This is a genomic window from Brevibacillus nitrificans, assembly GCF_003710965.1.
Classification (GTDB): domain Bacteria; phylum Bacillota; class Bacilli; order Brevibacillales; family Brevibacillaceae; genus Brevibacillus; species Brevibacillus centrosporus.
Window position 1 is genome coordinate 62,174 of sequence record NZ_RHHU01000005.1, and the last position, 23,487, is coordinate 85,660.

Here is a 23,487-nt window from a genome sequence, read left to right on the forward strand (position 1 = left end):
AGGAGAAAACGTATGAGTGAGCATCCGCTGAATAGCAACTCGTGCCTGGAGGTCGTCATCGATTTGCTGGCCAAACGCGGTGTCAGTCTGGATGACATCGCCGAGATTGTCCATTTTTTGCAGATCAACTACGTCCCGAATCTGACACAGGAGATGTGCCTCGAGAGTGTAAAAGCCGTTTTGAAAAAGCGAGAGGTGCAAAATGCCCTCCTAACCGGAATTCAGCTGGATATGCTCGCCGAACAAAAAAAGCTGCTTCCACCGCTGCAATCGATTATCGAAACGGACGAGCCTCTGTATGGTGTGGATGAAGTGCTGGCGCTTGCCATCGTCAATCTGTACGGGAGCATCGGCTTTACCAATTTTGGCTATGTAGACAAGCTGAAACACGGTAAGCTGGCGTATCTCAACGATAAGAATAATGGGGTACATACTTTTTTGGATGATTTGGTCGGGGCGATCGCTGCCGCTGCTTCCAGCCGGATCGCCCATCGCCAAAAGCAACAGGAGGAATGCTTAGAGGATTAGCGAATCAGCGTTCTTTGCCATTCGCCGAGGTCTTTTGCGATATAGGTGGGACGTGCGGGATGACGGTCTGCTTCTTCTCGCGTCGAATACCCCGTGAGTACCAGCAGGCTATCCAGCCCACTGTTTGCTCCCGCTTCAATATCCGTGTACAGGTTGTCCCCCACGATCAATGTTTCTTCGGCACGAGTGCCCAGTCGTTCCATCGCGTATTTCACGATAATCGGCTGCGGTTTTCCGATCACGATCGGTGCAGTAGCGGATGCTACCGATACGGCCGCTACGAGTGAGCCGTTTCCCGGGAATAGCCCTTTGTCCGTTGGCAAAGCAGCATCCGCATTGGTCGCAAGCAAAACGGCACCGGCGCGCACCGCATGAGTCGCGATTGCCAGCTTTTCATAGGTAAAGGCTTGATCAATCCCTACCACGACATATTGCGGTGCCTCTTCGGACAGGATAAATCCCGCCTCTGTCAGCTGCTCTTCCAGACCGTCTTCCCCGATCATGTACACCTTCGCACCTGCAGGCGCCTGCTCCCGTAAATAGGTTGCGGCTGCCATGCTGGAGGTATAAACATCCTCCGGCTTTGCCTCAATCCCCATCCCGCAAAGCCGCTCCGCCACATGGACCGGTGACGCTGAAGAATTGTTGGTCAGATACAGGTACGGAATGCCCTGTTCTTTCAGATAGGATATAAACGCTGCCGCACCGGGGATGGCTTCTCCCCCTCGAAATATCGTACCGTCCAGATCCAGCAAGTAGCCTTTGTAAGCTGTCATGACTTCCCGGCCTCCTTTTTCTACATCCTCTCTTTCAAACAAAAAACCACTCGCCGTGGAGTGGATTTTCTTTCGGCCGTTTTACCGTCAGCGGCCTTCCTTGATTTCAAACACGCATTTTTCTCCGCCTTTTGCCATACAGGAGGTCTGCTCCACGTTGGCATTCAGCACGCGCCGGAACAAGGAAAGCTCACAGTTGCAGGCCTGATTGAACTCACGCGCGACCTGCGAAATCGGACAGTTAAACTCCTGAATCCGGTAGCCCTGTCCTTGCTCATCCTTTTCCCACTCTACCATGTAGCCCTTGTCGTTCTGCAGCTCTGCAAGCTTCGCTACACGCTCCTCCAGGTCTCCCTGCATATGCGTGCGGTAGTTTTCCTCCAGACGGTTTTCCCGGCGTCGAAACAGCATTTCCACTTTCCCGATACCGTCCATATCTTTCAGATCCTGCAAAAAGTCTAACGTCAAATGAGAATAATTGCGCGGAAACAGTTCGTCTGCTTCCTGCGACAAGGAATATACATTCGTTGGACGCCCCATTGCTTGACGGACAAGCGTTGACTTGATCAAGTTGTCCCTCTCGAGGGTATTCAGATGGCGTCTTACTGCCATTTCCGTAATTCCCAGCTCAACCGCCATGTCGCTTACCGACAAAGAGCCTTTTACCTTGAGCATGTGAAGAATTTGGTCACGGGTGGACGTTCCTTCATTTGTCATACGTATTCACCGCCCTTTCTCCCTATTGTAGCGGATCAGGTCGCTTTAGTAAACTAATGAAAGTGTTTTGTATAAAAAATCCGCTGATGCCATTTTTCTAAAAAAGTTCTTTATCCAAAAACGCACGAACAGCCGGATCAAACTGACGCAGGGCAGGACTTGCCTCTGCAACCAATGCAAACATCTCTGCTGCAGGCACGTTTGTATATTCATTGACCAAATACTTGCGGAACTCGGTCACTTGCGTCAGTACCTGAGCCTGCTCTCCTGAAATGACCTGCTCGTCACGCAAGATTTCTACGATATCGCTATAGCTTCCTGGATCACGCATGATAAAGCCGTCAATCAACGCATTTCCCACGTCAACGACTCCCTCGATGGACAAGTGCAGGGCCCGCTCCATCGCTGCTACTGCCACTTCGTCCGCCAAAACCGCTTCTGCTCCTCGTTCCTTTAGCTTGTCCAGCAAATCAAGCATCGAAGACATATATGCTAAAACTTGGTCAATTCGGTTCGTATTCACATCGTACATGAGTAATTCTCCTTACTTTCGCTTTTTTGCTTTGCGCTTTGCGTAGTATATCGTAAACACAAAAGTCAGCACCAGGACGAGAAGCACCAATTCCCCTTCCTGCAAATAGGAATTGTTCACGGGTTTCACCTCTTTTCCTTCAACAGTATACCAAATTTGTACGGGCGAACGCGACAGCTTGTACTTTATGTTACAATGGTGGGGTGAATTTTTTACCGGCATAAGGGAGGAACACAACACAATGGAACGCGAACTGGCACTGGAAATCGTGCGTGTAACGGAGATGGCTGCCCTCGCCTCCTCTCACTGGATGGGAAGAGGAAAGAAGAACGAGGCAGATGGAGCGGCAACAAGCGCCATGCGCGCCATGTTTGACACGATCAACATGCGGGGAACTGTCGTCATCGGTGAAGGCGAGCTGGACGAAGCCCCTATGCTCTACATCGGAGAAAAGCTGGGAAATCCGGACGCAGGCGGGCCAGAAGTAGACATCGCTGTCGATCCATTGGAGGGAACCACCATCGTTGCCAAAGGCCATAACAATGCTATGTCCGTTATTGCTGTCGGCGATCGGGGCACCCTGCTGCACGCTCCAGACATGTACATGATGAAAATGGCTGCCGGAAAACGTGCGGCTGGCAAGATCAACCTTTTTGATCCGGTGGATAAAATGATTGAGGTCGTAGCTGAAGCAAACAACAAGCGGATTTCGGATGTGACCGTGATCGTTCAGGAACGTGAGCGCCATCAGCACATCATCGATGCTGTCCGGGACAAAGGTGCCCGCGTCAAGCTCTTTGGAGATGGAGACGTCGGGGCTGCCATCGCCGCTTGCTTGCCGCATACCGGGATCGATCTGTTTCTTGGCATCGGCGGTGCACCCGAGGGTGTCATCAGCGCTGCGGCCATCAAATGTCTGGGCGGCGACATGCAGGCACAGCTCAAGCCGCAAAACGATGCAGAACGGGAACGCTGCATCAAAATGGGGCTGGCCGATCCAGAGCAGCTGCTTGCTTTGAATGATATGGTAAAAGGCGAGGATGCCATTTTTGCAGCAACCGGTGTATCGGATGGGGAACTGCTGCAAGGCGTTCGCTATCTGGGTGATGACATGGTCGAGACTCACTCTCTCGTCATGCGCGCCCAAACCAAAACGATCCGTTTCGTCCGTGCCTTGCACAATGTAGAACACAAACCTAATCTCTTATGGAAGTAGAGGGAAACACATGGCTGATTTGTTTTACCTGTATGACGAGTCCGAAGATACCAAGACTCGCTTTGTCAGCTTTACGGCGGAAGCCACTCGCTTTGACTTGGCGATTACCACCACAGACCGTTTTTACGGCAAAAAGCTCGTGATCAACATTCAAAATGGCCGCTCTGCCATTATCGGCAAGGACGACCTGGAGGAAGAAGGCTATCTCGAGTTTGCTTTCAATCTGAATGAGCAGGAAGCCGAAGAATTAAAACTTTTTTTGGAAACCGTCATTTAATTGACGGATCGTAAGAAAACCAGAAGCGGACGCTGAGGCACTTCGTCATGCGCTCCGGAATTCATAAACGTAGACGCTTTTAAATTCCTATACGTTGAAAGGAAGGGCCAACTGTGCCTTTCCTTTTTTCATTCTCCCCTTATGGACGTATGCCCATTTCCAGACGGACAATGCTCCACACAGGCGAATGTCTCGTATACTGCTACTGCACATACAGACAATGAGAGGAGCGTAATTTGCGATGCAACCATATCAACAATATGATCCGCAACAACAACAACCCTATTATCCGGCAGAGCAAGGATACCAAAACATCCCGGAGGATCAGGCAAACCCCGTTCTCTTCCGCGGAAGACGCAGCCCTGATGTTTATTTCCCAATCGTCGTTCCCATCCAGCCCTGGGGATGGAATAATTGCCCCTCCTGCAATCCGTGGAATTCTTGGAACCCATGGAATCCCTGGAATCCTTGGAACCCTTGGGGTGGCGCAGGCGGTTGGGGCGGTCAAGGCGGTGGCTGGGGAGGTCAAGGCGGCGGCGGCTGGGGCGGCTGGTAAGGTATCCTTTTTCCAAAAATAAAACGAGCCTTTGCTAGGCTCGTTTTTTTATGGCTTATCCGGCGCAAATGACAATCAGGATTCCCGCTTTGGCGGATTGGATCCTGTCGGCACTTTATCACGTTCACGGTTTGGGCGCGTTTGGTTGGGGCGGCGGTCTTTGCCTTGCTCCCTGCCGTTTTTGTCGGACTTCTCTTTTGAATACTTGGGCTTCTCAGCACGATCGCTGCGTCCGTTGCCATTGCGTTCCGATGGAGCAGAGCTATTGCGCTCCGGCCGCTCTGGCTTGTTTTGACGCGGGTGGAATCGGCGGCGTTCCTTTCGTTCTACAAAGGAATTCCCGTTGTCATCCCGATTGCTATCCTGGCGAATGTCGATGATTAAATCGTATGCGGTATCGTCTTGGCTGGCCCCGCTGTCCTCCGTTCCGAGGAACGATTTGACTTTGCGCAAAACAAAATAAGGGCAACCAAAGTTGCAGAATTCATGCAGATACTCATCTAAAGCGGCGATTCGCTGCTCGAACGGCACTTTACGGTTGAGGTCTGTATAAAATCCCCGTAGACGAAGCTGCCCGTAGCCCCAGTCCCCTACGATGTAGTCGTATTTGTCTAGGATGTCGCTATAGCGCTCCTTGAAGGCTTCCGGATTCCAGCCATCGCGATTTTCTTCCATGACTTCATAAGTACCGGCTTGCGTGCGAATCAAGTCCGCTTCCTCCTTACACACGTATACTTTTGTCCATCTTACCATATTTCATGCAGCAAGAGATAATATTCCCACGAAAACAGCGACTGCGTGCTGGACATTCTATCGTGTAGGGGGTGTTTCCATTGAAAAAGACATGGTTGTATCCAGCTATCGCAAGTATCGCTCTGTTGGCCACTGCATGTGCAAACAACGCCGCGCCTAACTACACGACACCAAACCGTACGACCACGAACCAAGCAGCACCTCACGTGACCAATTTTGACGGTTTGCATACGCGCAGCTATGACGGCATGCGCGCACGTGACATCGATGGTTATCACGTCCGCAATTTCGACGGCGTGACCACGCGCAGCTTTGACGGTATCCACACCCGCAGCAACAACGGAACAGGAACCGGCATGTATCCCGGAAACACCGCTGGCACGCACAATTACAATGCCTACACCGCCTTTCCTGATGGGAATGTTGGCTTAAACGGCGCCACAGGTACGGCAGGGGTGAGAGGTGTCAACAACGGCACCATGACAGGCACGACGAATGGAATGAATCATTCCATTTACCAAAAGCATGCCTGGAATCGTGCTGGAGCTGGCGTCATGCAGACAGGCATGCCTCGAATGGGCTACGTTCAGACGGATCGACAGCACATGCGTACGGCAGGCGTAAACCACAACGTCTATGTCGACCGTGATGCCTTGGCTCAGGCAGTCGGTAATGTCACGACGAGCTGCCCTGGCGTTCAACGCTCTACTGTTCTCGTCACCGATGAGGAAATCTTCGTCGGCCTGCACACCAATGGCAACGACGCGAAAACAGCCAAAAACCAAGCCCGTATGAACGCTTTGTCCGTATCTCCGCGTTACTACAAGGTGTACGTGACAGACAACCAGAATGACATTCAGGAAATTGCTCGTGTAGCCGCACGCTCCAGCAATCTCCACAACGCACGCACAGAGGACACCACCAGCATCGATACCTTGATCAAGCGTATGGGTGGAACAACCGACTCTGAGCAAGTACGTGCGAAGAGCACGGGGACCAAAGGTCATATGAACGGTACTCACACAAACAAGATGGGGACAACCAGTCGGTAACTTGCGCTGATCTGGTCGTTTCAATAACAACACCCTCCTGTAATCATGATGATCGCAGGAGGGTGTTTTCAATCGTTTCGTTATAGTGCCTGAGCGATGGTTTCTTTCGCTGAGTTCGCTTGTTCGTGAGCATGGTACGAGCTGCGAACCAATGGTCCGGACTCCACATGGCTAAAGCCACGCACCATTCCCTCTTCTTTCAGGCGAGCGAACTCGTCTGGATGGTAATAATTTTGTACAGCCAGATGCTTTTTGGTCGGCTGCAGATATTGGCCGATCGTCATGATGTTCACGTCGACCGCGCGCAAATCATCCATCGTTTCCAAAACTTCCTCGATGGTCTCACCCACCCCGATCATCAGGCTGGACTTCGTCGGAATGGTTGGCTGCAGTTCCTTAGCCTTTTTCAGCAAAGCCAGTGTCCGGTCGTATTTGGCACGGGCACGAACCCGGTCAGACAAGCGGCGAACGGATTCGATATTGTGGTTCAATACATCCGGGCGAGCATCCATGACGACTTTCAATGCGTCCCAGTTGCCCATAAAGTCAGGGATCAAGACTTCTACCGAAGCAAAAGGCAGCCGACGACGAATCGCTTTGATCGTCTCTGCAAATATCTGCGCGCCTCCATCCGCCAAATCGTCACGTGCAACCGAGGTGACGACGACGTGTCGCAGCCGCATTTGCTCAGCTGCTTCCGCCACGCGTTCTGGCTCAGCCAGATCCAGCTCGGTCGGCAGTCCCGTTTTTACGGCACAGAAACGACAGGCTCGGGTGCATATATCACCCAAAATCATGAAAGTAGCTGTTCCACTTGCCCAGCACTCATGAATGTTGGGGCATTTCGCTTCTTCACAAACCGTGTGCAGCGTCTTGCTGCGCATCGTTTGCTTGAGTTCCTTAAAACTGGCTAGTTCGGATCCAGATACTAGGTTAATCTTGAGCCAATCCGGTTTTCGTTGCGTCATAGGCTCACTCCTCTGTGACTTGGTCAACCTTCATTATAGAACTAGGTTTTCAGGGATTGCAACCTATTTTCCTATTCGAGAGTATGCACGAAATGTCGATCAGAAAATCGTAGCAGCGGCTCCAAAATGTGCAGCTCCCTTTCTTGACACGTAAACAGGAAGATCTGGCGCTCGGCAGACAGCTCGTGAATATACGCCAAAGCCTTGCGCAGTCTCTCGTCATCGTAATGAACGAAGTGATCGTCAAAAAAGAGGGGCAGCGGCTCCGTCTGTTGACTCACCTGATGGGCCAGCGATAATCTTTGGGCGAGGTAGAGCTGATCCTGTGTGCCTGTCGAGCATTGCTCCTGCTCAAGCACCATCTGCCGGGATGGCTCCAGCACTCGGATGGCAAAGCCTTCGTGAGGATCCATTCGGACATCTCGATACGCGCCACCTGTAATTTGAGTCAGCACATTTGACGCCTGCTGGTTGATGCCAGGCGAGATATCTCGATTCCATTCTGCCAGCGCCTCTTGCAAAGCATCGCGCGCTGTCTGCAGAGCCTCGCGCTTTCGCTGCAGCTGCCGCAATCCCGCTACGGCTTCCTCGTATTCCCCTCTCGCTTTCGCAACAGGCACGGTGTCATGAGCTGCCATTTCTCCATTTGCCCGCGCCATCTGCTCTCGCACATGCTGCATGCGCTCCTCGATCCGCTGTTCCTCTGCGCGAAAATGCTCGCGTTCCCGTAATCGCACACGCTGCTCCTGCTCGAGAAGCGCTCGCAATTGTTCTCCCCAGCGATTCACAATTTGCGCTTCTGCATCCTTGCGCGATAGCTGAGCTTTCAACTGATTGGACTCGAACGATCTTTGCCTGATCAAAAGCTCCTCTCTTTTTGCCGCAAAGGATTCCCAATCCGGAGCATCCCAGGCAAGAACCAGCTCGCGAAGCTCATTTTCCAGCCTTCCTAGCTCCTCCTGCAAGCTTTGCAGCTCCTCTGCCTGTGCAAAGATCTCCTGGCTTTGTTTCTGTTCGATTCCCCTCGAGCGGCCCTTCCTCCATGCCACCCCTGCCACTGCTGCCATCAGGAGGAAGAGCGCGATGCAAAGTCCCGTTTGATCCGCTGCCGCCGCAGCTATGCCTAAAACGGCAAGCAGACCGCTTCCTCCCCATAGCCAAGCTGACTGTCGAGCAGCTTTCGATGGAAGGTCGCCTCTGGCTTGACGCCGGGAGCCCGCTGTAATGGTAGTAGCAGCCAGCCTCGCCAGCTGTAAATTCCCCTCTTCCCAGCGCTTGCGCAGACTGATCCCTTTTTCGTAATCAGCCAGCAGCCGTCCCTGATCCAATGTCTGGTCCATCTCCGTGACCTCTGTGAACTCGCTCACTTGCAAGTGGCTCAAACCAGCCAAAGCTGCCTGCGCCTCCTCATGAATCTGCCTTTCTTCCTGAGAAGCACCTGTGCGCTCCCACCATTGCCAGTCACTAGCCGATACAGGTGTGGAGTAGCTTTTCTGCCACCTCTCATTCCATGCCTCTTCCTGCGTTTTTATACGCTGCTGCCGCTGCAAGACTCGGGTGCGCTGCTGCTCGAGCTCCATCCTCTCCGCTTCCCATTCAGCAATCTGATGGGTCAATTGTCGAATAATCCCCCATGCAGACTCCGCATGAGCCAGCTCCGCTTCCTTTTGGGCTACGAGCGCCCCGGCTTTCCCAAGCAGCGTATTTTCAGCACGCTCCTTTTTTCCGATCGCACTCAAATCTCGCTCTAGCCCTGCCAGCATGAGGTGCACCTCTGGATTGGACTCTTCGCTGCTCGACAACGCAGGCACCAGATGTTCAGACGCAGTCAAAGGCTCCCGCCTGATCCACGTAATATCGGTGAAAAGGCTGCGCGTCAGTCCTGTGTGCTTTTCCACGAAATCACGCTCACGGCGCCGATCCTCCATGTAAATATCCGTCAGTTCCGTCCATTCCGGATCGAGAAAAATGCGCGCCTGCTCCCGTTCCTTGCGCAAAATGCGATGAAGGCGATAGGACTTACCTGCCAGCTCATACGTAATGATTGTCTCGTACTCGCCCTGATGCCACGGCAAATATTTTTCGTACTCCGGCAAATACCGTGCACTTTTTACATAGTCGCGCTTCAGTCCGTACAAAGCAGCAAAGATGCCTTGCAAAAGGGTGGATTTGCCTGCTTCATTGGGTGCAGCGAAAACATTGATGCCAGGCGCAAAGCGAAAAACCTCGTCCTGCCATTTGCCGAAGCCTTTCAGCTGAATTTCCTCGATCCTCATCGCATGCTCCCTCCGATCCGCGTCAGGGCCTCTCGGCGCGCCAGACGGATGATCTCCCTCTCTTCCTCATCCGTTGCCTGCTGCTCGCGAAGGGCCAGCTTGGCTAACCATTTTCCCCAGATGCCTGCCTCCGCCATCAGCTTGTCCGCATCGACATCCGGCCACGTTTGATCGGTGACATCGATTTGGAAAAAACGGGAGAACCTCTGCGAGAGGACCGCTGTAGAAGGGACGAAGTGAGCGGCGCGCTCCCCTGTCAGTGTCACGTACAGCATATCCTCGGATCGCTCAGAAGCAAGCTTCTGCTCCAGAAGTTCGATCAGCTGCTCCATCGTTTCTGTACCTTCGAGGCTGATTTCCCGTCGCCGCATTTGGCGCTGCCCCACAGGAACCGACTCGAGTACGACTTTCCCAGTAGCATCGATCTGCCCGTACAGAACGCAGCGTTCCCCCTGCTCCTTGGTATTCAGCGCTTCCGGGGAGCCCGGATAGGCGGCAAAGACAGACTTTTTCGTCGGATGCAAAAACTGCGCAGCCTTGTGGATATGACCAAGTGCTGCATAGTCCATACCGGTATCCGCCAGCTCCTGCAACACGACGGGAGCGTAGGGATGATGCTCCTCTGTTTCCTTGCTTAAAATGCTTGCGTGCAGAACCATCAGGTGGTGCTGATAGCCGCCCAGCTTTCCTGGAAAAGTCGCGAGCGGCGACTCGAAAAAGTGAGGTTGAGGAAAGCCCCATCCGTATACGACACAGGACTTTTCCGGAAATTCATACGCGCCCCACTCCGGCGTAAACCAATGCACATTCCCCGGCCACTCCAGCGTCTGGTAAAACGAGTCTGCCCGCCACGGATCGTGATTTCCTGGGGCAATGCACACGGGAACCGGGGAAATACTGGCGAACAAATCGCGTAAAAACAGCGCTGTCGACCTGCGTCCACCGTGGTATTCCAACAAATCCCCCGCAATCAGCCAGAAGTCCACCTGTCTGTCCAGCACGAGGTCGCGAATCCCCCGCATCGTCTTGCGAAAATCGTCCTGTCTTTGCTCAAACAAATCGGTTAACGTGTGAAGCGGTGCATCCAAATGGACGTCCGCTGTATGTATAAAAGACAGCATAGGCGCCCTCCTTCACTCCTTTCATGGAAATCCTTGGCATCCAATGATACAATTTGGTCGAAAGATAGATGCAAGACGAACATACTTTCCCTTTATGATACAAGATGAAACGGATGCTTGAAAAGGAGTGATTGTTGTTGCGTATCGCGTATTTGGACTGCTTCTCGGGAATTAGCGGGGACATGCTCCTCGCCGCACTGGTCGATGCCGGAGCGGATCGCGACCGAATCGAAGGTGAGCTGCGGAAGCTTTCTCTCGGAGACTTTCGACTCGAGTGGAAAAAGGTAGTGAAAACGGGCGTGAGTGCGCTCAAGCTGGATGTCATCGATGAAAATGTCCCTGCCGTTCAGCCGTTGAAAACCTTAAAGGTCTTAGGTCAGCACGACCACCATCATCACCGCGGCTACAAAGAGATCGTGGAAATGATCGAGGCCGCCGATCTGGCTCCCCGCGTGACAGCACGCGCACTGGCTATCTTTGAAAAAATCGCCGTGGCGGAGGCCAAAATTCATAGTGTCCCCGTAGAAACGGTTCATTTTCACGAGGTTGGCGCACTGGACTCGATCGTGGACGTAGTGGGAATCGCTCTCGGCTTGGAGGAGCTCGGCATTGATCTGATTTACTCGGGGCATGTACCGACAGGAAATGGCTATGTCCGCTGCGATCACGGGCTTTATCCTGTACCAGCCCCTGCCACCATGGAGATGCTCGTCGGCATTCCCTTGCGCAGCACCGCCATCCAAAAAGAGCTGACGACTCCTACCGGCGCAGGTGTTGCCGCTGCCCTTGTGCACGAGTTTGGCGATCTTCCGTCCATGACAGTTGAATCCATCGGGTACGGCGCAGGCACCCGCGATCTCCCTGACCAGCCCAACGTCCTGCGTCTCCTCGTCGGACATTTGTAGCGGCTCAAAACAAAAACCTCCCGAAGACAATCGCTCGGGAGGTTCTTCCTTTTCCGATTAACGAAGCAGCTTCAAAAACTCGCGCATGAAGCCAGGCAAATCCGGCCACGCATGTCCAGAAACCAGGTTGCCGTCCACGTGCAGCGTCTCGGTTTGATAAATGGCTCCGCATGCTTCTACATCCGGTCTGCACGCCTGATAAGCTGTCATTTCTTTGCCCGCGATGTACTCGCGAACAATCGTCAGGACCTGAGCGCCGTGGCAGATAGCGGCAACCGGCTTGTTGGCTTCAAAGAAGTGCGCCACAATCGGCTTCAGATGCTCGTTGAGGCGAATATGCTCAGGCGCGCGTCCCCCCGGGATGATCAAGGCATCGAAAGCTTCCGGGTTGATCTCGGCAAAAGAAGCATGGGCCGCTAGCTGGTACGCCGGCTTTTCCGTATAGGTCTCGCTGTGAGCTTCAAAATCGTGCAGGACCGTATGCAGCGTTTTTACGTTAGGAGCAGCAATGACGGTTTCAAAGCCTTCTTCCAGACAACGGTAATACGGATAAAAAACCTCCAACGCCTCTACTGCATCTCCTGTGACAATCAACACTTTTTTGCTCATCTCACAGCCTCCTTGAGAATCAAAATAAAGGAAAAAAATCCCTCCACTTTCAATTCTTTAGACGGTCCGCTCGCTCCTGCTCCTTTACAGGAAATTCACAACACTTTTTCGACAGCAAGCCTGATCGCTTCCTGGTACACCTGCTTGAGAGGCACCTGGGCGGCTTCGGCGAGCTGGGCGCATACCGCGTACTCCGGCGCTACCTGGACCCGTTTTCCGCGATGATAGCCAAGCTTGACCTGCACTTCCCCCCACTGCGTCTGGGCCGTGGCAAAACGGCGTGCCAAACGGTGACAGGCAACGGGAAACGTGCGAATCCCAAAGGTCGTCGTTTCTGAAAAAAGGATCGTCTTTATAGCCTCTGCTGCACTCTGGTAGCACATCACCTGCAGCAAGGTTCCCGGCCGGCTTTTTTTCATCGTCACCGGTAAAAAATGCACGTCATTTGCGCCAGCTCGCATGCACTGCTCCAGCACGTAAGCCAACCATTCCGGACTGCTGTCATCCAGATTGACTTGCATGATCAGCATGCCTTCATCCACATGCTCCACCGAGTGATCTCGCTGCTCCCAAAGAGTGGGGATTTCCTTTTCCCCAGCAGTCTCTTCGTCCATCACCAGCACCGCCAAATCATCCCCGCGCTCTATGCGCAGCAGCGTTCCATGCAGCTGGGGCATTGGCTTTGCTCCTATTTCCTTGAGCCACAGAATAGCGTGCAAGGATATCGACTCGCTGCGCCACTGCTCTTTTTCCCGGATCACCCAGCCCGTCAACAGCTCCAGAACAGAAAGCGGCGTGTCCGCAGGCACCAGCAGCCGTTGGAGAAACCAGCTGGCCATATGCCGATCGGACGGACCATGTGCCACGATCTTTAGAAGGGCAGCTTCCTCTGCAGCCCACTGCGCCTCATCCCACACTGCATCCGGGCATTCGGCTCTCCGCTTTTGCGCCTGTTCCTGCAGCCTTTTCCCGACAGCTATGCCTTCTGGGTGCTTTTGGTCCGACCATAACCCGAGACGCTTCAGAGGCTCGATCAGCCCCTGCAGCATCAGCGGCGCGTCGGCCCGAATGACAAGCTTCATGTTTTTGCCTCCTGATTTTCGCAGCTTGGCCTTTTCTAGCATCATACCGCAAATCTTCCAGAAAGTATCTTGGATAAACCATCTCTACAGGCAAAAACTACAACGGAGACTACCTGGGCTGGAGGGAGACGGCATGATGAGAGTTTTCCGCCTAATCATTCAGATCAGCTTGTGCATGGCAGCTATTATTCTCCCACTGGAATCAGTCGCTGGCGCAGCTCCATCCGCCTCTAATGACGAGCCGATTTTAAAGGAGCGTCTGCAGCTATTTCAGCGGATGGAAACGTTATACGGCGTTCCCTGGACTTATTTGGCTGCCATGGATCAATACGAGCGGGCGATGCAGATACGGAAAAAGAAGCAGAAGAACGAAGAGCCTTCCACACGCATGACTGCTTTTGATATTCCCTCTGAACGCTGGTGCGGGCTGTGGAATCCGGATCTGGAGGACACCAACCCCATCTCCATCCGCTACTTTAGCGGTTTGGGAATGGACGGCGATGGAGATGGAATCGCAGATCGCAGCAACGATCTGGACGTGCTGACTTCCGTCGTTCACTACTTGTCGGGGTATGGCATCTCTGCCGAAGACTGGCCGATCGCCCTCTGGAACTACTACCAGCGAGACCGCTCCGTGAAAACAATCAAGCAATTTGCCCAGGTCTATGCGAAGTACCAGCATCTTCATCTGGACGATCGGCGTTTTCCGATTCCTCCACGCTATTCCTACAGCTATCGCGACACCTGGGGCGACGCACGTGGATGGGGCGGCCGACGAATTCATGAAGGCACGGATATTTTTGCCTCCTACGGAACTCCCGTACTGAGCACGGCTTACGGCGTCATCGAGGTGATCGGCTGGAACCGTTATGGCGGATGGCGGATTGGCATGCGCGACATGGGTAACGTCTACCACTATTTCGCTCACCTCTCTTCCTTTAAAAAGGGACTGAAGCCTGGAGACATCGTAGAGCCTGGACAGGTGCTGGGCTACGTCGGAAGCTCTGGCTACGGGAAGCCGGGGACTGCCGGCAAGTTTCCCCCTCATCTGCACTATGGCATGTACCGCGAGACAGGAGGACCGGATTGGGCATTTGATCCGTACCCTTACCTGCGGCGCTGGGAACGCCAAAGCAGGAAGCGATAAACGAAAAAGCTGCGGAACAAGGCATGTATGAAGCGGTTTTCGACCGCTTCTTTTTATTGGACAAAAAGCCCCTTCGCGCCGCTCCTTCGCCAGATAGTGCTGTTTTCGCCTGCCACAAGCTCAATTCATCGTTCCGAACGCGATAATCTCCATGCTCACATCGACGTCAAATCCGGTCTTCTCGTAGAGTCTCAAACCAACCGTACGATCCCACTTTCCACGGTATTTTTGGCGAAAGCTCTCCTCCAGCTGAGCCGGATCGACGCCTGCCTTTTGAAACCGAAGCAGCATCGCGACTGTTTCCTTCTTGATCTGCCCTTCAATTTCCCTTCTCAACGCCTCAAACTGAGCCTTATTGTCCAAGGAATCATTTCCCGTATAACCCACAATCGTTGCCCGCATCTCCAGCTTGATGTGGACCATCGGGTTCGTCTGACTCCCGTTGCTTTTCACCCTGCCCTTTGCCCAGACAAAATCCAATATGACTTGCTCGCTTTTTTGTTCTGCAGTGGACTCGATCCGATTGACCGAATGCGTACTCGAGCCTGTCCTGGTCGGAAAGTGAAAGCTCATTCTCGGAAGCCTTCTCTTCCCTAGCATCGCCTGCACGAGCTTGCCTTCCCGCTGCGAAAGAAAGCCGATCATTTTGTCCCTGTGAAAGAGGGCTACTTTTGAAACAATCACATCATCCGCTTTCTTCATCAAATAAGGCATGTTTGGATCCCCGCAGTCACAGGTCAGCATAAAGACGAAGTCCTTGATCGTGGTGAACGAGGAAAAAGCCGTTTCGACGCGGGGCCGCAGCAAATAGTTCAAATACGTATTCAGCTCGGGCTTGTGCTGGTAGTTTGCCTTAATGACGTCCTCTGCCCGTCCTTTGACAATCGCTACAAAAACGTTTTCCCCCACAATAGGATTCCGGTACAAATCCAGAATGACTTTGCTAATGCCAACTTTTCGGGCATATTCCTCACTGATCAATATTACCCGCAGCTGTGACAAAGACATGGACCGCTCTGCCATCGTGGACAAGCCCACCAACGCTTCGCTCGCCACCTCGGATACAGCCGTGTAGCTTTGCGTCACTTCCCTTTCCTTACTGGACGGTATCGGAATCGAGACACTCACCTTGACCTCTTCCGTATTGCCCGTAAAATCAAAGCCGATGACCCCGATCATGGCCATATCCTCCAGAGAAGGACGCTCAAACTGCGGTGCACATCCAAAAAGAGCGATCGCTGCCGCCAAAATCAGCATCAAGAAAAGGAAACGTCTCCTCATGCCTCCTTCCCTCCATTTTGGCCGCGGAGCGAATGGATCGCCAGCAAGAGGAGCGGCCATAAAATGACCACGACTCCCATGTACAGGGTGATTTTGTCGTACAGAAATTTCTGGGTTTCCATCGTGAGCGGACCGCGGATAATGAAGTAGGACAGGATCGCGGGCAGCAACAGATGCCATGCCTTCTTGTATCCGGCAAAATCCTCAAACCCTTTTCGCGCTGCCCATAAGTAGGCCGTACTCGTGCTTAGAATGAGAAAAACCCACAGACCGATCCCCAAATTTTCGATCCGCTCCAAGAAGGATAGCTCCACTGCCTTAAAAAGATTCAAAATCGGATAGATTAAATGCTCCATTTCCCAAGTCGAGAAGTACGCCACGCTGGTAAACAGAATCAACGTATAAATGAGAACGACGAGCCATACGCCAATGAGCGCATGGCGCAAAACCTTCTGCTTGTTTGCTACATGCGGGTAGTAGAAGAGCAAGAGCTCATAGCCAAACATGCTGGGGAAGGAACGCACCAGCGCATCGAGAAAGTCGGGAAGATTTGTGTTGAACAAAGGGAAGATGTGCATGTATCCACCCTTTTGGAACCCCCATTGCAGGTAGTAAATGGTCCAGGCGGTAAAAAAGAAGGTAAGCATGCAGAAGCGAGCTACCAGCTTGATCCCTCCGTTTGTGATGTAGAGCATCACCAGAGTCAGCCCGAGCAACGGCAAAGTTACCGTCTGCCCGGTCAGCATCGACGTCTGGATCAGCCGGATATAGCCGGAATGAATCGCCGTCACATTCAGGATGGCATAGATGATCACCAAAATATTGACGCAGCCTCCCAGCCACTTGCCCAATAGCTTTTGGTTGATGCGATAAAGTGTATCGTCCGGGTATCGCTTGCACAGGGCCACCATCGGAAATAGCGTCAGAGAGACGATGATCCCCAAAACGAGAGGCATCCACCATTGGTTGTAGCCCATTTTGCTGACTGAATTGGTCAGGGAAAGCAAGTTGACCCCAATGCACGTATTCAAGACCAGGCCAATCACATGGTACGGGCCTAGGTTATGAATCTGTCCTTTATCCATCTAACCTACTCCTCGCTAATCGGCCTCACCTTCTTGCGCTTCGGACGGGACAAGCTGTTTCGATAAACGATGTATTTCATCGGCATCCGGACAAGACCGTTCATCAGGTCCGTCCATTTTCGCGGTACTCCTGCCGTCATGTAAGGCGTCCCGAGTGAAGTCAGCTCCAGCAAATGAGCAAACAGAAACGCAAGCATCAGCATTTGGCCGTACATGCCGAGCACACCTGCAATGAGGATAAAAGCGTATCGCACGAGCCGAATCGCGTTGCTCATGAGGAAGTTGGGCGGAACGAAGGAGAGCAGGGCAGAGACGGAGACAAGCACGATCAAAATATTGCTGGCAAGGCCTGCCTGAACCGACGCTGTCCCGATCACGATACCGCCTACGATACCGATGGTCTGTCCGATTTTCGTCGGCATTCGGATTCCGGCTTCACGCAGGATTTCGATAATCAATTCAATGATCATGACCTCGACTACCGGAGGAAACGGCACCCGGCTTCGGGACTCAGAAAGGATCGTGAGCAGGGCGGGCGGCAGCATTTCGGGGTGGTAGGTCAGGACAGATACGTAGCTCGAGGTGAGCAAAATCGTGATGAACAAACCAAAAAAACGAATGATTCGCAGTAAGCTGGCGGTAGACCAGCGGTTGTAAAAGTCTTCCGGGCTGCTGAACATCTCCAAAAAGGAAGTGGGACAGATCGCTGCGTCCGGGCTCCCGTTCAGGAGAATAAGAATGCGTCCGTCTAATAAAGCTGCTGTCGCATTGTCCGGCCGATTCGACAACCCAAACTGCGGAAACGGCGAATACGGCTTGTCCTCCAGCATCTGCTTCAAGACGGGCATACCGACAAAGCCTTGGTACTCCACATTGTCGATGCGCCTCTTCACCCGCTCCACATTTTCCGCATTGGCGATGTCCTCCATATAAATCACAGCGATCCTATTATGTGTCTCCGTTCCTTTCGTGTACGCTACGACCTTCAGCTTCGGAGAGGCGATCCTGCGCCGCAGCAAGGAAATATTGATTTCCAGCATTTCCACAAACGAATCTTGCGGACCAAGCACCGTAGATTCATTTTCGGACTTGGAGATAGATCGGTGCTCGACGTGGAAGGTATTGATTTGCAGGATAAGCGGGCGGTCCTGAAAGAACAGAACCGTATGCCCCCGAAGCAAATTGTTCAACAGGGCAGAAACGTCATCGGATTCATGTGGCTGCGCGAAAGGGAGGACATCGAGTGGATTTCTGCCGTCCGCTCTTTGAAGGGGCAAAAAAATCGTTTCGTACAGCTCAGCCGTATCTACCATCGTGTCCAGGAAAAAAGCGTGAACATGCTCGCCATTTATCGTCAAGGAAAAGCTGCTGAGATCATCTACCTGCTCCAGACGCTCTTTAATCATAGCGGGAGTGATCCTGCCGCCATGATCACTATGGGAAAGGCGGTCTCCATCGTGTGAAGAGAGCACCTTGTCTGCGTGTTTCCTCCACCAATCTGTTGGCTTCACCATGGGATCCCCAGCCTTTACAGGAAAATCCTTCTTACTGTACCCTCTCCTGGCGATTTTATCCTGTTAGAAAACTTGGCTCTGCCAAGCCTTCTCGTGGAGCCTTGGTTGCTCTTATGCTGGATAAGAATCTGCTCCATTCTTCCTGCACAAAAAAAAGAGGCGCGCATGGCGCCCCCGTCTCTGTCCCAACTAGTGTTTAGGCAAACTGCTTGCCCAGATTCGCCATCTCGATTGCCGCTGCTGCAGCCTCCCAGCCTTTGTTGCCTGCTTTTGTTCCAGCGCGTTCGATCGCCTGCTCGATCGAATCTACCGTGAGGATGCCGAAGATAACCGGAATGCCTGTAGAAAGCGAGAGGGAAGCCACCCCTTTGGCGGTCTCGTTGCACACGTAGTCAAAGTGCGGCGTTGCTCCGCGGATCACAGCACCCAGCGTGATTACCGCATCATAGCGTCCAGACTCTGCCATTTTTTTAGCGATGAGCGGGATTTCAAACGCTCCAGGTACCCAAGCGACATCCACGCTGTCTTCCGCAACTCCGTGGCGCTTCAATGCGTCCAAGGCTCCACCCACGAGCTTGCTGACGATCAATTCGTTAAAGCGTCCAGCTACTACCCCTACGCGCAATCCGGTTCCTACTAGATGTCCTTCAAATGTTTTCATGTCTCTTCCACTCCCTATCGATGTAGTTGAAGCAGGTGGCCCAGCTTCTCTTGTTTGGTAGCAAGGTACTTCTGATTGTGCGGATGCTCTGGCATCTGGATCGGAACCCGTTCCTCCACCTGCAGGCCGTAGCCATCCAGACCGCGAATTTTCCGCGGATTATTCGTCAACAGGCGCATGCGATGCACGCCCAGATCGCGCAAAATTTGCGCTCCGATCCCGTAATCGCGCAGATCGGCGGCAAAGCCGAGCTTTTCATTGGCTTCCACAGTATCCAGGCCTTCCTCCTGCAGCTTGTACGCTCGCAGCTTGTTGATCAGACCGATTCCGCGTCCCTCCTGGCGCATGTACAAAAGCACGCCACGGCCTTCCGCTTCGATCTGTTCGAGTGCCGCATGCAGCTGTGGTCCGCAATCGCAGCGCTGTGAGCCAAACACATCCCCCGTCAGGCATTCCGAATGAACGCGAACCAGCGTCACCTCATTTGGGTCGATCTCACCCTTGATCAGTGCTACGTGTTCCTTTCCATCCAGCTCATTCGTATAGGCCGCGATGCGGAAATCGCCATAGGCAGTAGGCAGCTTGACCTCGATCTCTTTCTTCACCCGTTTTTCCTTGCCCATCCGGTAGCGAATCAGCTCGGCAATCGTAATCAGCTTGAGGTCGAAACGACGTGCAATCTCCTCCAGCTGAGGCAGACGCGCCATGGACCCATCTTCGTTCATGATTTCGCAGATCACACCTGCTGGTGCCGCTCCAGCCAAATGCGCCAGATCTACAGCCGCTTCGGTGTGTCCCGCTCTGCGCAGCACACCGCCCGGCTTGGCGATCAACGGAAAAATATGTCCAGGGCGTCGGAAATCCTCCGCTGTCCGGTGCTCCTCCAGCATGGCCAGCACTGTCTGCGAACGCTCATGTGCCGAAATGCCTGTATGGGTGCTTCGTTCATCGATGGACACCGTAAATGCGGTACCCTGCTTGTCGGTATTGGACTCGACCATCGGCTTTAGGTCCAGTTGGGCGGCCCGCTCCTCGGTCACCGGGACGCAGACCAGACCACGTCCGTGCGTAACCATGAAGTTGATCATTTCCGGTGTCGCTTTCTCTGCCAGGCAGACAAAATCGCCCTCGTTTTCACGGTCCTCGTCGTCAACCACAATCACGGCTTTGCCTTGGCGCAAGTCTTTGAGTGCTGCTTCTATCGTGTCAAACATCGTTTTCCCTCCTCGTTTAGGCAAATCCATTTTCCTGCAAAAAGGCCAGACTCAGACGCGATGGCTCCTTTTTGTCCTGCTGCACGTGTCCTCCCAAGAGGCGTTCTACGTACTTGCCGATGACATCTGTCTCCAGATTTACCTGATCTCCTGCGCGGCGATCCTGCAGGCTCGTCTCTGCCAGCGTGTGGGGAATGATCGAGACGGAAAAGCTGTTCTCTTCCACAGCTACCACCGTCAGGCTGATGCCATCGACACAGATGGAACCACGCGGAATGATGTATTTTAAAAGGCTCGGACCCGCTTCAATCCGAAACAAAACAGCATTGGCATGAGGCTGGCGAGACAGAATCGTTCCCGTCCCATCGACGTGCCCCGAAACAATGTGTCCGCCAAAGCGATCTCCCAGCCGCATCGCTCTCTCCAGATTGACTCGATGTCCCTGTCTCAGCTTGCGCAGGCTCGTCTTGTTCAACGTCTCAGGCATGACATCCACGGTGAAATGACGAGCCGTATAGGAGGTGACGGTGAGACAAATACCGTTGACGGCGATGCTGTCCCCTATTTGTACGCCTTCGAGCACGCGCTCTGCAGAAATGACGAGCTGGCTCGCCTCGGCGCTGCCAGTCATAGCTTCCAGCACGCCCACTTCTTCTACCAATCCCGTAAACATGGGCTCCCTCCCTTTTGCGTTATTCGTGCGGCTCCCACTGAGGGTAGCCGACGATCCGAATATCCTGCTCGCTCACTTGCTCGATGGAGGTGTTCGTCAGCGTAACGGCTTTATCCATCGTCGCAAAGCCTACCCCTCCGTACGATGTAGGGGAAAGCGAGCCTCCCACCAGCTTCAAGGAAATGTAGCTGATGATCTTTTGAATCGCCATCGCTTGCAAAAACGAGCCATTTACTTCTGCGCCGCCTTCGACCAAAAGCGAGGTGATCCCCCTCTCTCCCAGCTCTCTTAGGACATCTGTCACCCGGAGCGGAGCATCCAGTACGATCACCGTTACTCCTTTCGCCTCGAGCTCCATCCGTTTTTCCACGGGTGCCGCTGGCGTGGTAAAGATCCATGTCGGTGCCAAATGGTCAGCTACGACGCGTGCCGTCAAAGGTGTACGCAGCTCACTGTCGAGAATGATGCGCACAGGCTGCCGTCCGTACCTCTCACCGCCAACGCGTGCCGTCAGCTCCGGGTCATCCGCCAATAGCGTTCCCACCCCGACCAAAATAGCGTCATGAGTTCTGCGCAGCTCATGCACCTCACTGCGGGCCGCTTCCCCCGTTATCCAACGGCTGTGTCCCGTCGCCGTCGCCATTTTTCCATCCAGTGTACTCGCTGTCTTGACGGTTACAAATGGCTGCCTGGTTCGGATGTAATGAAAAAAGACTTCATTTAGCACAGTCGCTTCTATCTCGCAAACCCCAACGATGACTTCCACACCGGCGTCCTGCAGCAGACGAATTCCTTTTCCCGCAACCAGCGGGTTCGGATCGAGCACGGCTACGACTGCCCGCGATATCCCTGCTGCCACGACTGCTTCTGCGCAAGGCGGTGTTTTTCCGTGATGACTGCAAGGCTCCAGCGTCACATACAAGGTCGCCCCTTTTGCCTTCTCCCCCGCCATTCGCAGGGCATGCACCTCCGCATGAGGCTCCCCTGCCTTCAGATGAGCGCCCATACCAACGACTTGCCCATTCTGGACGATGACCGCTCCGACCAGGGGATTGGGACTTGTCTGCCCTTTTGCCGATCGCGCCAGCTCCAGCGCCATTGCCATGAAGCGTTCGTCTTGTCCCATTTCTCTCTCCTCTTTTTTGTAGATTCCAGCCATTCTTCACAAAACAAAAAGCCCTCGAAACATTCGTTTCAGGGCATAGGGAAAGAAGCCTTCCTGCATTCGTTTTTCAAAAAACAAACGAAGGAGAGCACTTCGCATCTTCTCCCATCCGGACTGTACCGTCGGCTCTGGATTTTCACCAGATCAGTCGCTTTCATACACGTCAGCGAGTCGCGGGCTTTACCGCCGGTCGGGAATTACACCCTACCCTGAAGATTGCTTCGTATTCCATTAGGTTGTGCTGCAGGACCCTTCTTCCCTCCTTTTGTACAAATAAAAATGCCCGTGAGTTTTCGTCTCAGGGCATCGAGAAAAAAGCCTCATCGGAACCGTTTTTTTGCGAAAAAACAGCTGCGAGGCTATTCCAAATACCTTCTCCCATCCGGACTTTACCGTCGGCCTTGGATTTGCACCAAGTCAGTCGCTGCCCCAAAAAGCAGACAGCGAGTCGCGGGCTCAGACGTGCGTTCGTCATTACCGCCGGTCGGGAATTGCACCCTACCCTGAAGGCTGGTATTCAGTTGCGTCAAGTATAACACACTTTCGGACAAGACCGAAGCCTTTCTGTGTAAAAAGTGTATTTTCCGCTAGGAATAACTAGAAATGGTTTAACAGCTCTCGCAGGCTTTTGACCGTCGCCACCGGGTTTACCCCCCGCTGCTCCATTTCACCCGGCTTTCCCTGGTAGGATAAAAAACGGATCCCCGCATCCTGCGCAGCTTTTCCATCGATCCAGGAATCGCCGATCATCACCCATGCCTCGAGCGGCCATTGCGGCTGCTGGCGCAAAATATAGTGAACGCCGGACGGAGATGGCTTTAGCTGTGTCATCTGCTCCCGGGCCACAATCTCTGTGAAATAATCAGAAATCCCTGTTTCCTCCAGCGCTTCTTGTGCGGCGGCATAAGCGTTGTTCGTCAGAATGTAGAGCTGGTACCGATCACGGAGCTCATCCAGCACTTCTCGCGCCTGCTCCTCCAGTACAGCCCCATGCATCCCATCCTTTTCCACCGCTGTGACTGCTGCCCACATCTCGTCCTCCAGCTCTTGCGTCATGAGGGAAGACTGCCTGCCGATCTCGATCAGCTGCGAAGCCGTATGATTCTGCAGGTCCAGATCTGGCCCGCAGCAGCCGTGCATGAGCAGCAGCTGATAAATTGCCCGCTTCATCTCTGCAAAGTTAATGTTCGACTTCAGCAAGGTGTTATCCATATCAAAAATAATGCCTTTTTCAAATAGGTGGGTCATGCTCATCGGTTCCTCCTCGTCCGTTTCACTAGCTTTCTCTCATAGTAACGGGAAATGTGTTTTTGGAACACCCTTATGCGATATACTTCATGTAGAGTATTCCTACTCGAAATCTCACAAGGACTGTGATG

25 protein-coding genes and 2 riboswitches are annotated in these 23,487 nt (G+C 53.2%); of the genes, 7 read left to right on the forward strand and 18 right to left on the reverse strand.

From position 1 onward, the window contains the following. Positions 1-12: 12 nt before the first annotated feature. Positions 13-528, forward strand: a complete 516-nt coding sequence (locus tag EDM59_RS10330; RefSeq protein ID WP_122923538.1) for a phosphatidylglycerophosphatase A family protein — start codon at positions 13-15, stop codon at positions 526-528. Here EDM59_RS10330 and EDM59_RS10335 read toward each other — a convergent pair. From EDM59_RS10335 to EDM59_RS10350, 4 genes are all read right to left on the reverse strand, one after another. Then, positions 525-1,304 carry a TIGR01457 family HAD-type hydrolase gene (locus tag EDM59_RS10335; RefSeq protein ID WP_122923539.1) on the reverse strand — a complete coding sequence of 260 codons (780 nt, stop codon included), beginning with the start codon at positions 1,302-1,304 and terminating at the stop codon, positions 525-527. The genes EDM59_RS10330 and EDM59_RS10335 overlap by 4 nt on opposite strands. An 87-nt stretch (positions 1,305-1,391) precedes the next feature. Further along, on the reverse strand, positions 1,392-2,021 hold the full coding sequence (locus tag EDM59_RS10340) for a helix-turn-helix transcriptional regulator (RefSeq protein ID WP_122923540.1): 630 nt from the start codon (positions 2,019-2,021) through the stop codon (positions 1,392-1,394). Positions 2,022-2,118: 97 nt separating this feature from the next. After that, positions 2,119-2,553, reverse strand: coding sequence for a DUF86 domain-containing protein (locus tag EDM59_RS10345; RefSeq protein ID WP_122923541.1), 435 nt, complete (start codon positions 2,551-2,553; stop codon positions 2,119-2,121). A 12-nt stretch (positions 2,554-2,565) separates the two neighbouring features. After that, a complete protein-coding gene (locus tag EDM59_RS10350) occupies positions 2,566-2,673 on the reverse strand; it encodes a hypothetical protein (protein ID WP_049741614.1) in 108 nt (35 codons plus the stop codon). 121 nt (positions 2,674-2,794) lie between these two features. Here EDM59_RS10350 and glpX point away from each other — a divergent pair, with 121 nt between their 5' ends. The 3 genes from glpX (at position 2,795) to EDM59_RS31030 (ending at position 4,602) form a co-directional block, all read left to right on the forward strand. Continuing rightward, on the forward strand, positions 2,795-3,769 hold the full coding sequence (gene glpX, locus EDM59_RS10355; RefSeq protein WP_122923542.1) for a class II fructose-bisphosphatase: 975 nt from the start codon (positions 2,795-2,797) through the stop codon (positions 3,767-3,769). A gap of 10 nt (positions 3,770-3,779) precedes the next feature. Then, entirely contained in the window at positions 3,780-4,046 is a 267-nt protein-coding gene (locus EDM59_RS10360; protein WP_122923543.1) for a DUF3055 domain-containing protein, read from the forward strand. A gap of 241 nt (positions 4,047-4,287) precedes the next feature. Beyond that, a complete protein-coding gene (locus EDM59_RS31030; RefSeq protein WP_183192880.1) occupies positions 4,288-4,602 on the forward strand; it encodes a hypothetical protein in 315 nt (104 codons plus the stop codon). Positions 4,603-4,677: 75 nt separating this feature from the next. On the opposite strand, the gene EDM59_RS10370 is transcribed toward EDM59_RS31030, so the two are convergent. Further along, positions 4,678-5,310, reverse strand: a complete 633-nt coding sequence (locus EDM59_RS10370) for a YutD family protein (protein WP_246010994.1) — start codon at positions 5,308-5,310, stop codon at positions 4,678-4,680. Between the two features lie 116 nt (positions 5,311-5,426). Between EDM59_RS10370 and EDM59_RS10375 the strand changes: the two genes are divergently transcribed. After that, complete coding sequence (locus tag EDM59_RS10375; RefSeq protein ID WP_183192881.1) at positions 5,427-6,407, forward strand: YhcN/YlaJ family sporulation lipoprotein; 981 nt, start codon at positions 5,427-5,429, stop codon at positions 6,405-6,407. A gap of 80 nt (positions 6,408-6,487) precedes the next feature. Here the strand turns inward: EDM59_RS10375 and lipA are convergent, their stop codons facing one another. The 3 genes from lipA to EDM59_RS10390 are packed head-to-tail and all read right to left on the reverse strand — an operon-like array spanning position 6,488 to position 10,772. Beyond that, positions 6,488-7,402: a lipoyl synthase gene (gene lipA / locus EDM59_RS10380; protein WP_281274560.1), complete on the reverse strand. Its 915-nt coding sequence runs from the start codon at positions 7,400-7,402 to the stop codon at positions 6,488-6,490. A 44-nt stretch (positions 7,403-7,446) separates the two neighbouring features. Beyond that, entirely contained in the window at positions 7,447-9,651 is a 2,205-nt protein-coding gene (locus EDM59_RS10385) for an ATP-binding protein (RefSeq protein WP_122923547.1), read from the reverse strand. Next, the gene (locus EDM59_RS10390) at positions 9,648-10,772 is read right to left on the reverse strand and encodes a metallophosphoesterase family protein (RefSeq protein WP_122923548.1); all 1,125 of its coding nucleotides are present in this window, start codon (positions 10,770-10,772) and stop codon (positions 9,648-9,650) included. Before EDM59_RS10390 ends, EDM59_RS10385 begins: the two co-directional genes overlap by 4 nt. 137 nt (positions 10,773-10,909) lie before the next feature. On the opposite strand from EDM59_RS10390, the gene larC reads away from it, so the two are divergent. Next, a complete protein-coding gene (gene larC, locus EDM59_RS10395) occupies positions 10,910-11,677 on the forward strand; it encodes a nickel pincer cofactor biosynthesis protein LarC (RefSeq protein ID WP_122923549.1) in 768 nt (255 codons plus the stop codon). 57 nt (positions 11,678-11,734) lie between these two features. Here larC and EDM59_RS10400 read toward each other — a convergent pair whose 3' ends face one another. Both EDM59_RS10400 and larC2 read right to left on the reverse strand, forming a co-directional pair. Beyond that, positions 11,735-12,286 carry a DJ-1/PfpI family protein gene (locus tag EDM59_RS10400; RefSeq protein WP_092273468.1) on the reverse strand — a complete coding sequence of 184 codons (552 nt, stop codon included), beginning with the start codon at positions 12,284-12,286 and terminating at the stop codon, positions 11,735-11,737. Positions 12,287-12,381: 95 nt separating this feature from the next. Then, entirely contained in the window at positions 12,382-13,368 is a 987-nt protein-coding gene (gene larC2 / locus EDM59_RS31380) for a nickel pincer cofactor biosynthesis protein LarC2 (RefSeq protein ID WP_246010995.1), read from the reverse strand. A gap of 136 nt (positions 13,369-13,504) precedes the next feature. Here larC2 and EDM59_RS10410 point away from each other — a divergent pair, with 136 nt between their 5' ends. Then, positions 13,505-14,515 (forward strand): M23 family metallopeptidase, encoded by a 1,011-nt coding sequence (locus EDM59_RS10410; RefSeq protein WP_122923786.1) that lies wholly within the window; start codon positions 13,505-13,507, stop codon positions 14,513-14,515. Between the two features lie 120 nt (positions 14,516-14,635). Here EDM59_RS10410 and EDM59_RS10415 read toward each other — a convergent pair whose 3' ends face one another. The 8 genes from EDM59_RS10415 to EDM59_RS10450 all read right to left on the reverse strand — a co-directional run bounded on the left by EDM59_RS10415 (position 14,636) and on the right by EDM59_RS10450 (position 23,362). Continuing rightward, entirely contained in the window at positions 14,636-15,796 is a 1,161-nt protein-coding gene (locus tag EDM59_RS10415; protein ID WP_122923550.1) for a Ger(x)C family spore germination protein, read from the reverse strand. Next, positions 15,793-16,881 carry a GerAB/ArcD/ProY family transporter gene (locus EDM59_RS10420; RefSeq protein WP_122923551.1) on the reverse strand — a complete coding sequence of 363 codons (1,089 nt, stop codon included), beginning with the start codon at positions 16,879-16,881 and terminating at the stop codon, positions 15,793-15,795. The genes EDM59_RS10415 and EDM59_RS10420 overlap by 4 nt, the downstream gene beginning before the upstream one ends. Before the next feature lie 5 nt (positions 16,882-16,886). After that, positions 16,887-18,392 (reverse strand): spore germination protein, encoded by a 1,506-nt coding sequence (locus EDM59_RS10425; RefSeq protein ID WP_425455953.1) that lies wholly within the window; start codon positions 18,390-18,392, stop codon positions 16,887-16,889. A 199-nt stretch (positions 18,393-18,591) separates the two neighbouring features. Continuing rightward, positions 18,592-19,056 (reverse strand): 6,7-dimethyl-8-ribityllumazine synthase, encoded by a 465-nt coding sequence (ribH, locus tag EDM59_RS10430; RefSeq protein WP_122923553.1) that lies wholly within the window; start codon positions 19,054-19,056, stop codon positions 18,592-18,594. Positions 19,057-19,070: 14 nt separating this feature from the next. Next, positions 19,071-20,270 (reverse strand): bifunctional 3,4-dihydroxy-2-butanone-4-phosphate synthase/GTP cyclohydrolase II, encoded by a 1,200-nt coding sequence (locus EDM59_RS10435; RefSeq protein ID WP_122923554.1) that lies wholly within the window; start codon positions 20,268-20,270, stop codon positions 19,071-19,073. A 16-nt stretch (positions 20,271-20,286) separates the two neighbouring features. Continuing rightward, a complete protein-coding gene (locus tag EDM59_RS10440) occupies positions 20,287-20,943 on the reverse strand; it encodes a riboflavin synthase (protein WP_122923555.1) in 657 nt (218 codons plus the stop codon). A 19-nt stretch (positions 20,944-20,962) separates the two neighbouring features. Next, positions 20,963-22,069, reverse strand: coding sequence for a bifunctional diaminohydroxyphosphoribosylaminopyrimidine deaminase/5-amino-6-(5-phosphoribosylamino)uracil reductase RibD (gene ribD / locus EDM59_RS10445; protein ID WP_122923556.1), 1,107 nt, complete (start codon positions 22,067-22,069; stop codon positions 20,963-20,965). A gap of 132 nt (positions 22,070-22,201) precedes the next feature. Beyond that, a riboswitch (FMN riboswitch) is annotated at positions 22,202-22,329 on the reverse strand. Between the two features lie 145 nt (positions 22,330-22,474). Beyond that, a riboswitch (FMN riboswitch) is annotated at positions 22,475-22,623 on the reverse strand. A gap of 82 nt (positions 22,624-22,705) precedes the next feature. After that, positions 22,706-23,362, reverse strand: coding sequence for an HAD family hydrolase (locus EDM59_RS10450; RefSeq protein ID WP_246010996.1), 657 nt, complete (start codon positions 23,360-23,362; stop codon positions 22,706-22,708). Positions 23,363-23,487: the final 125 nt, after the last annotated feature.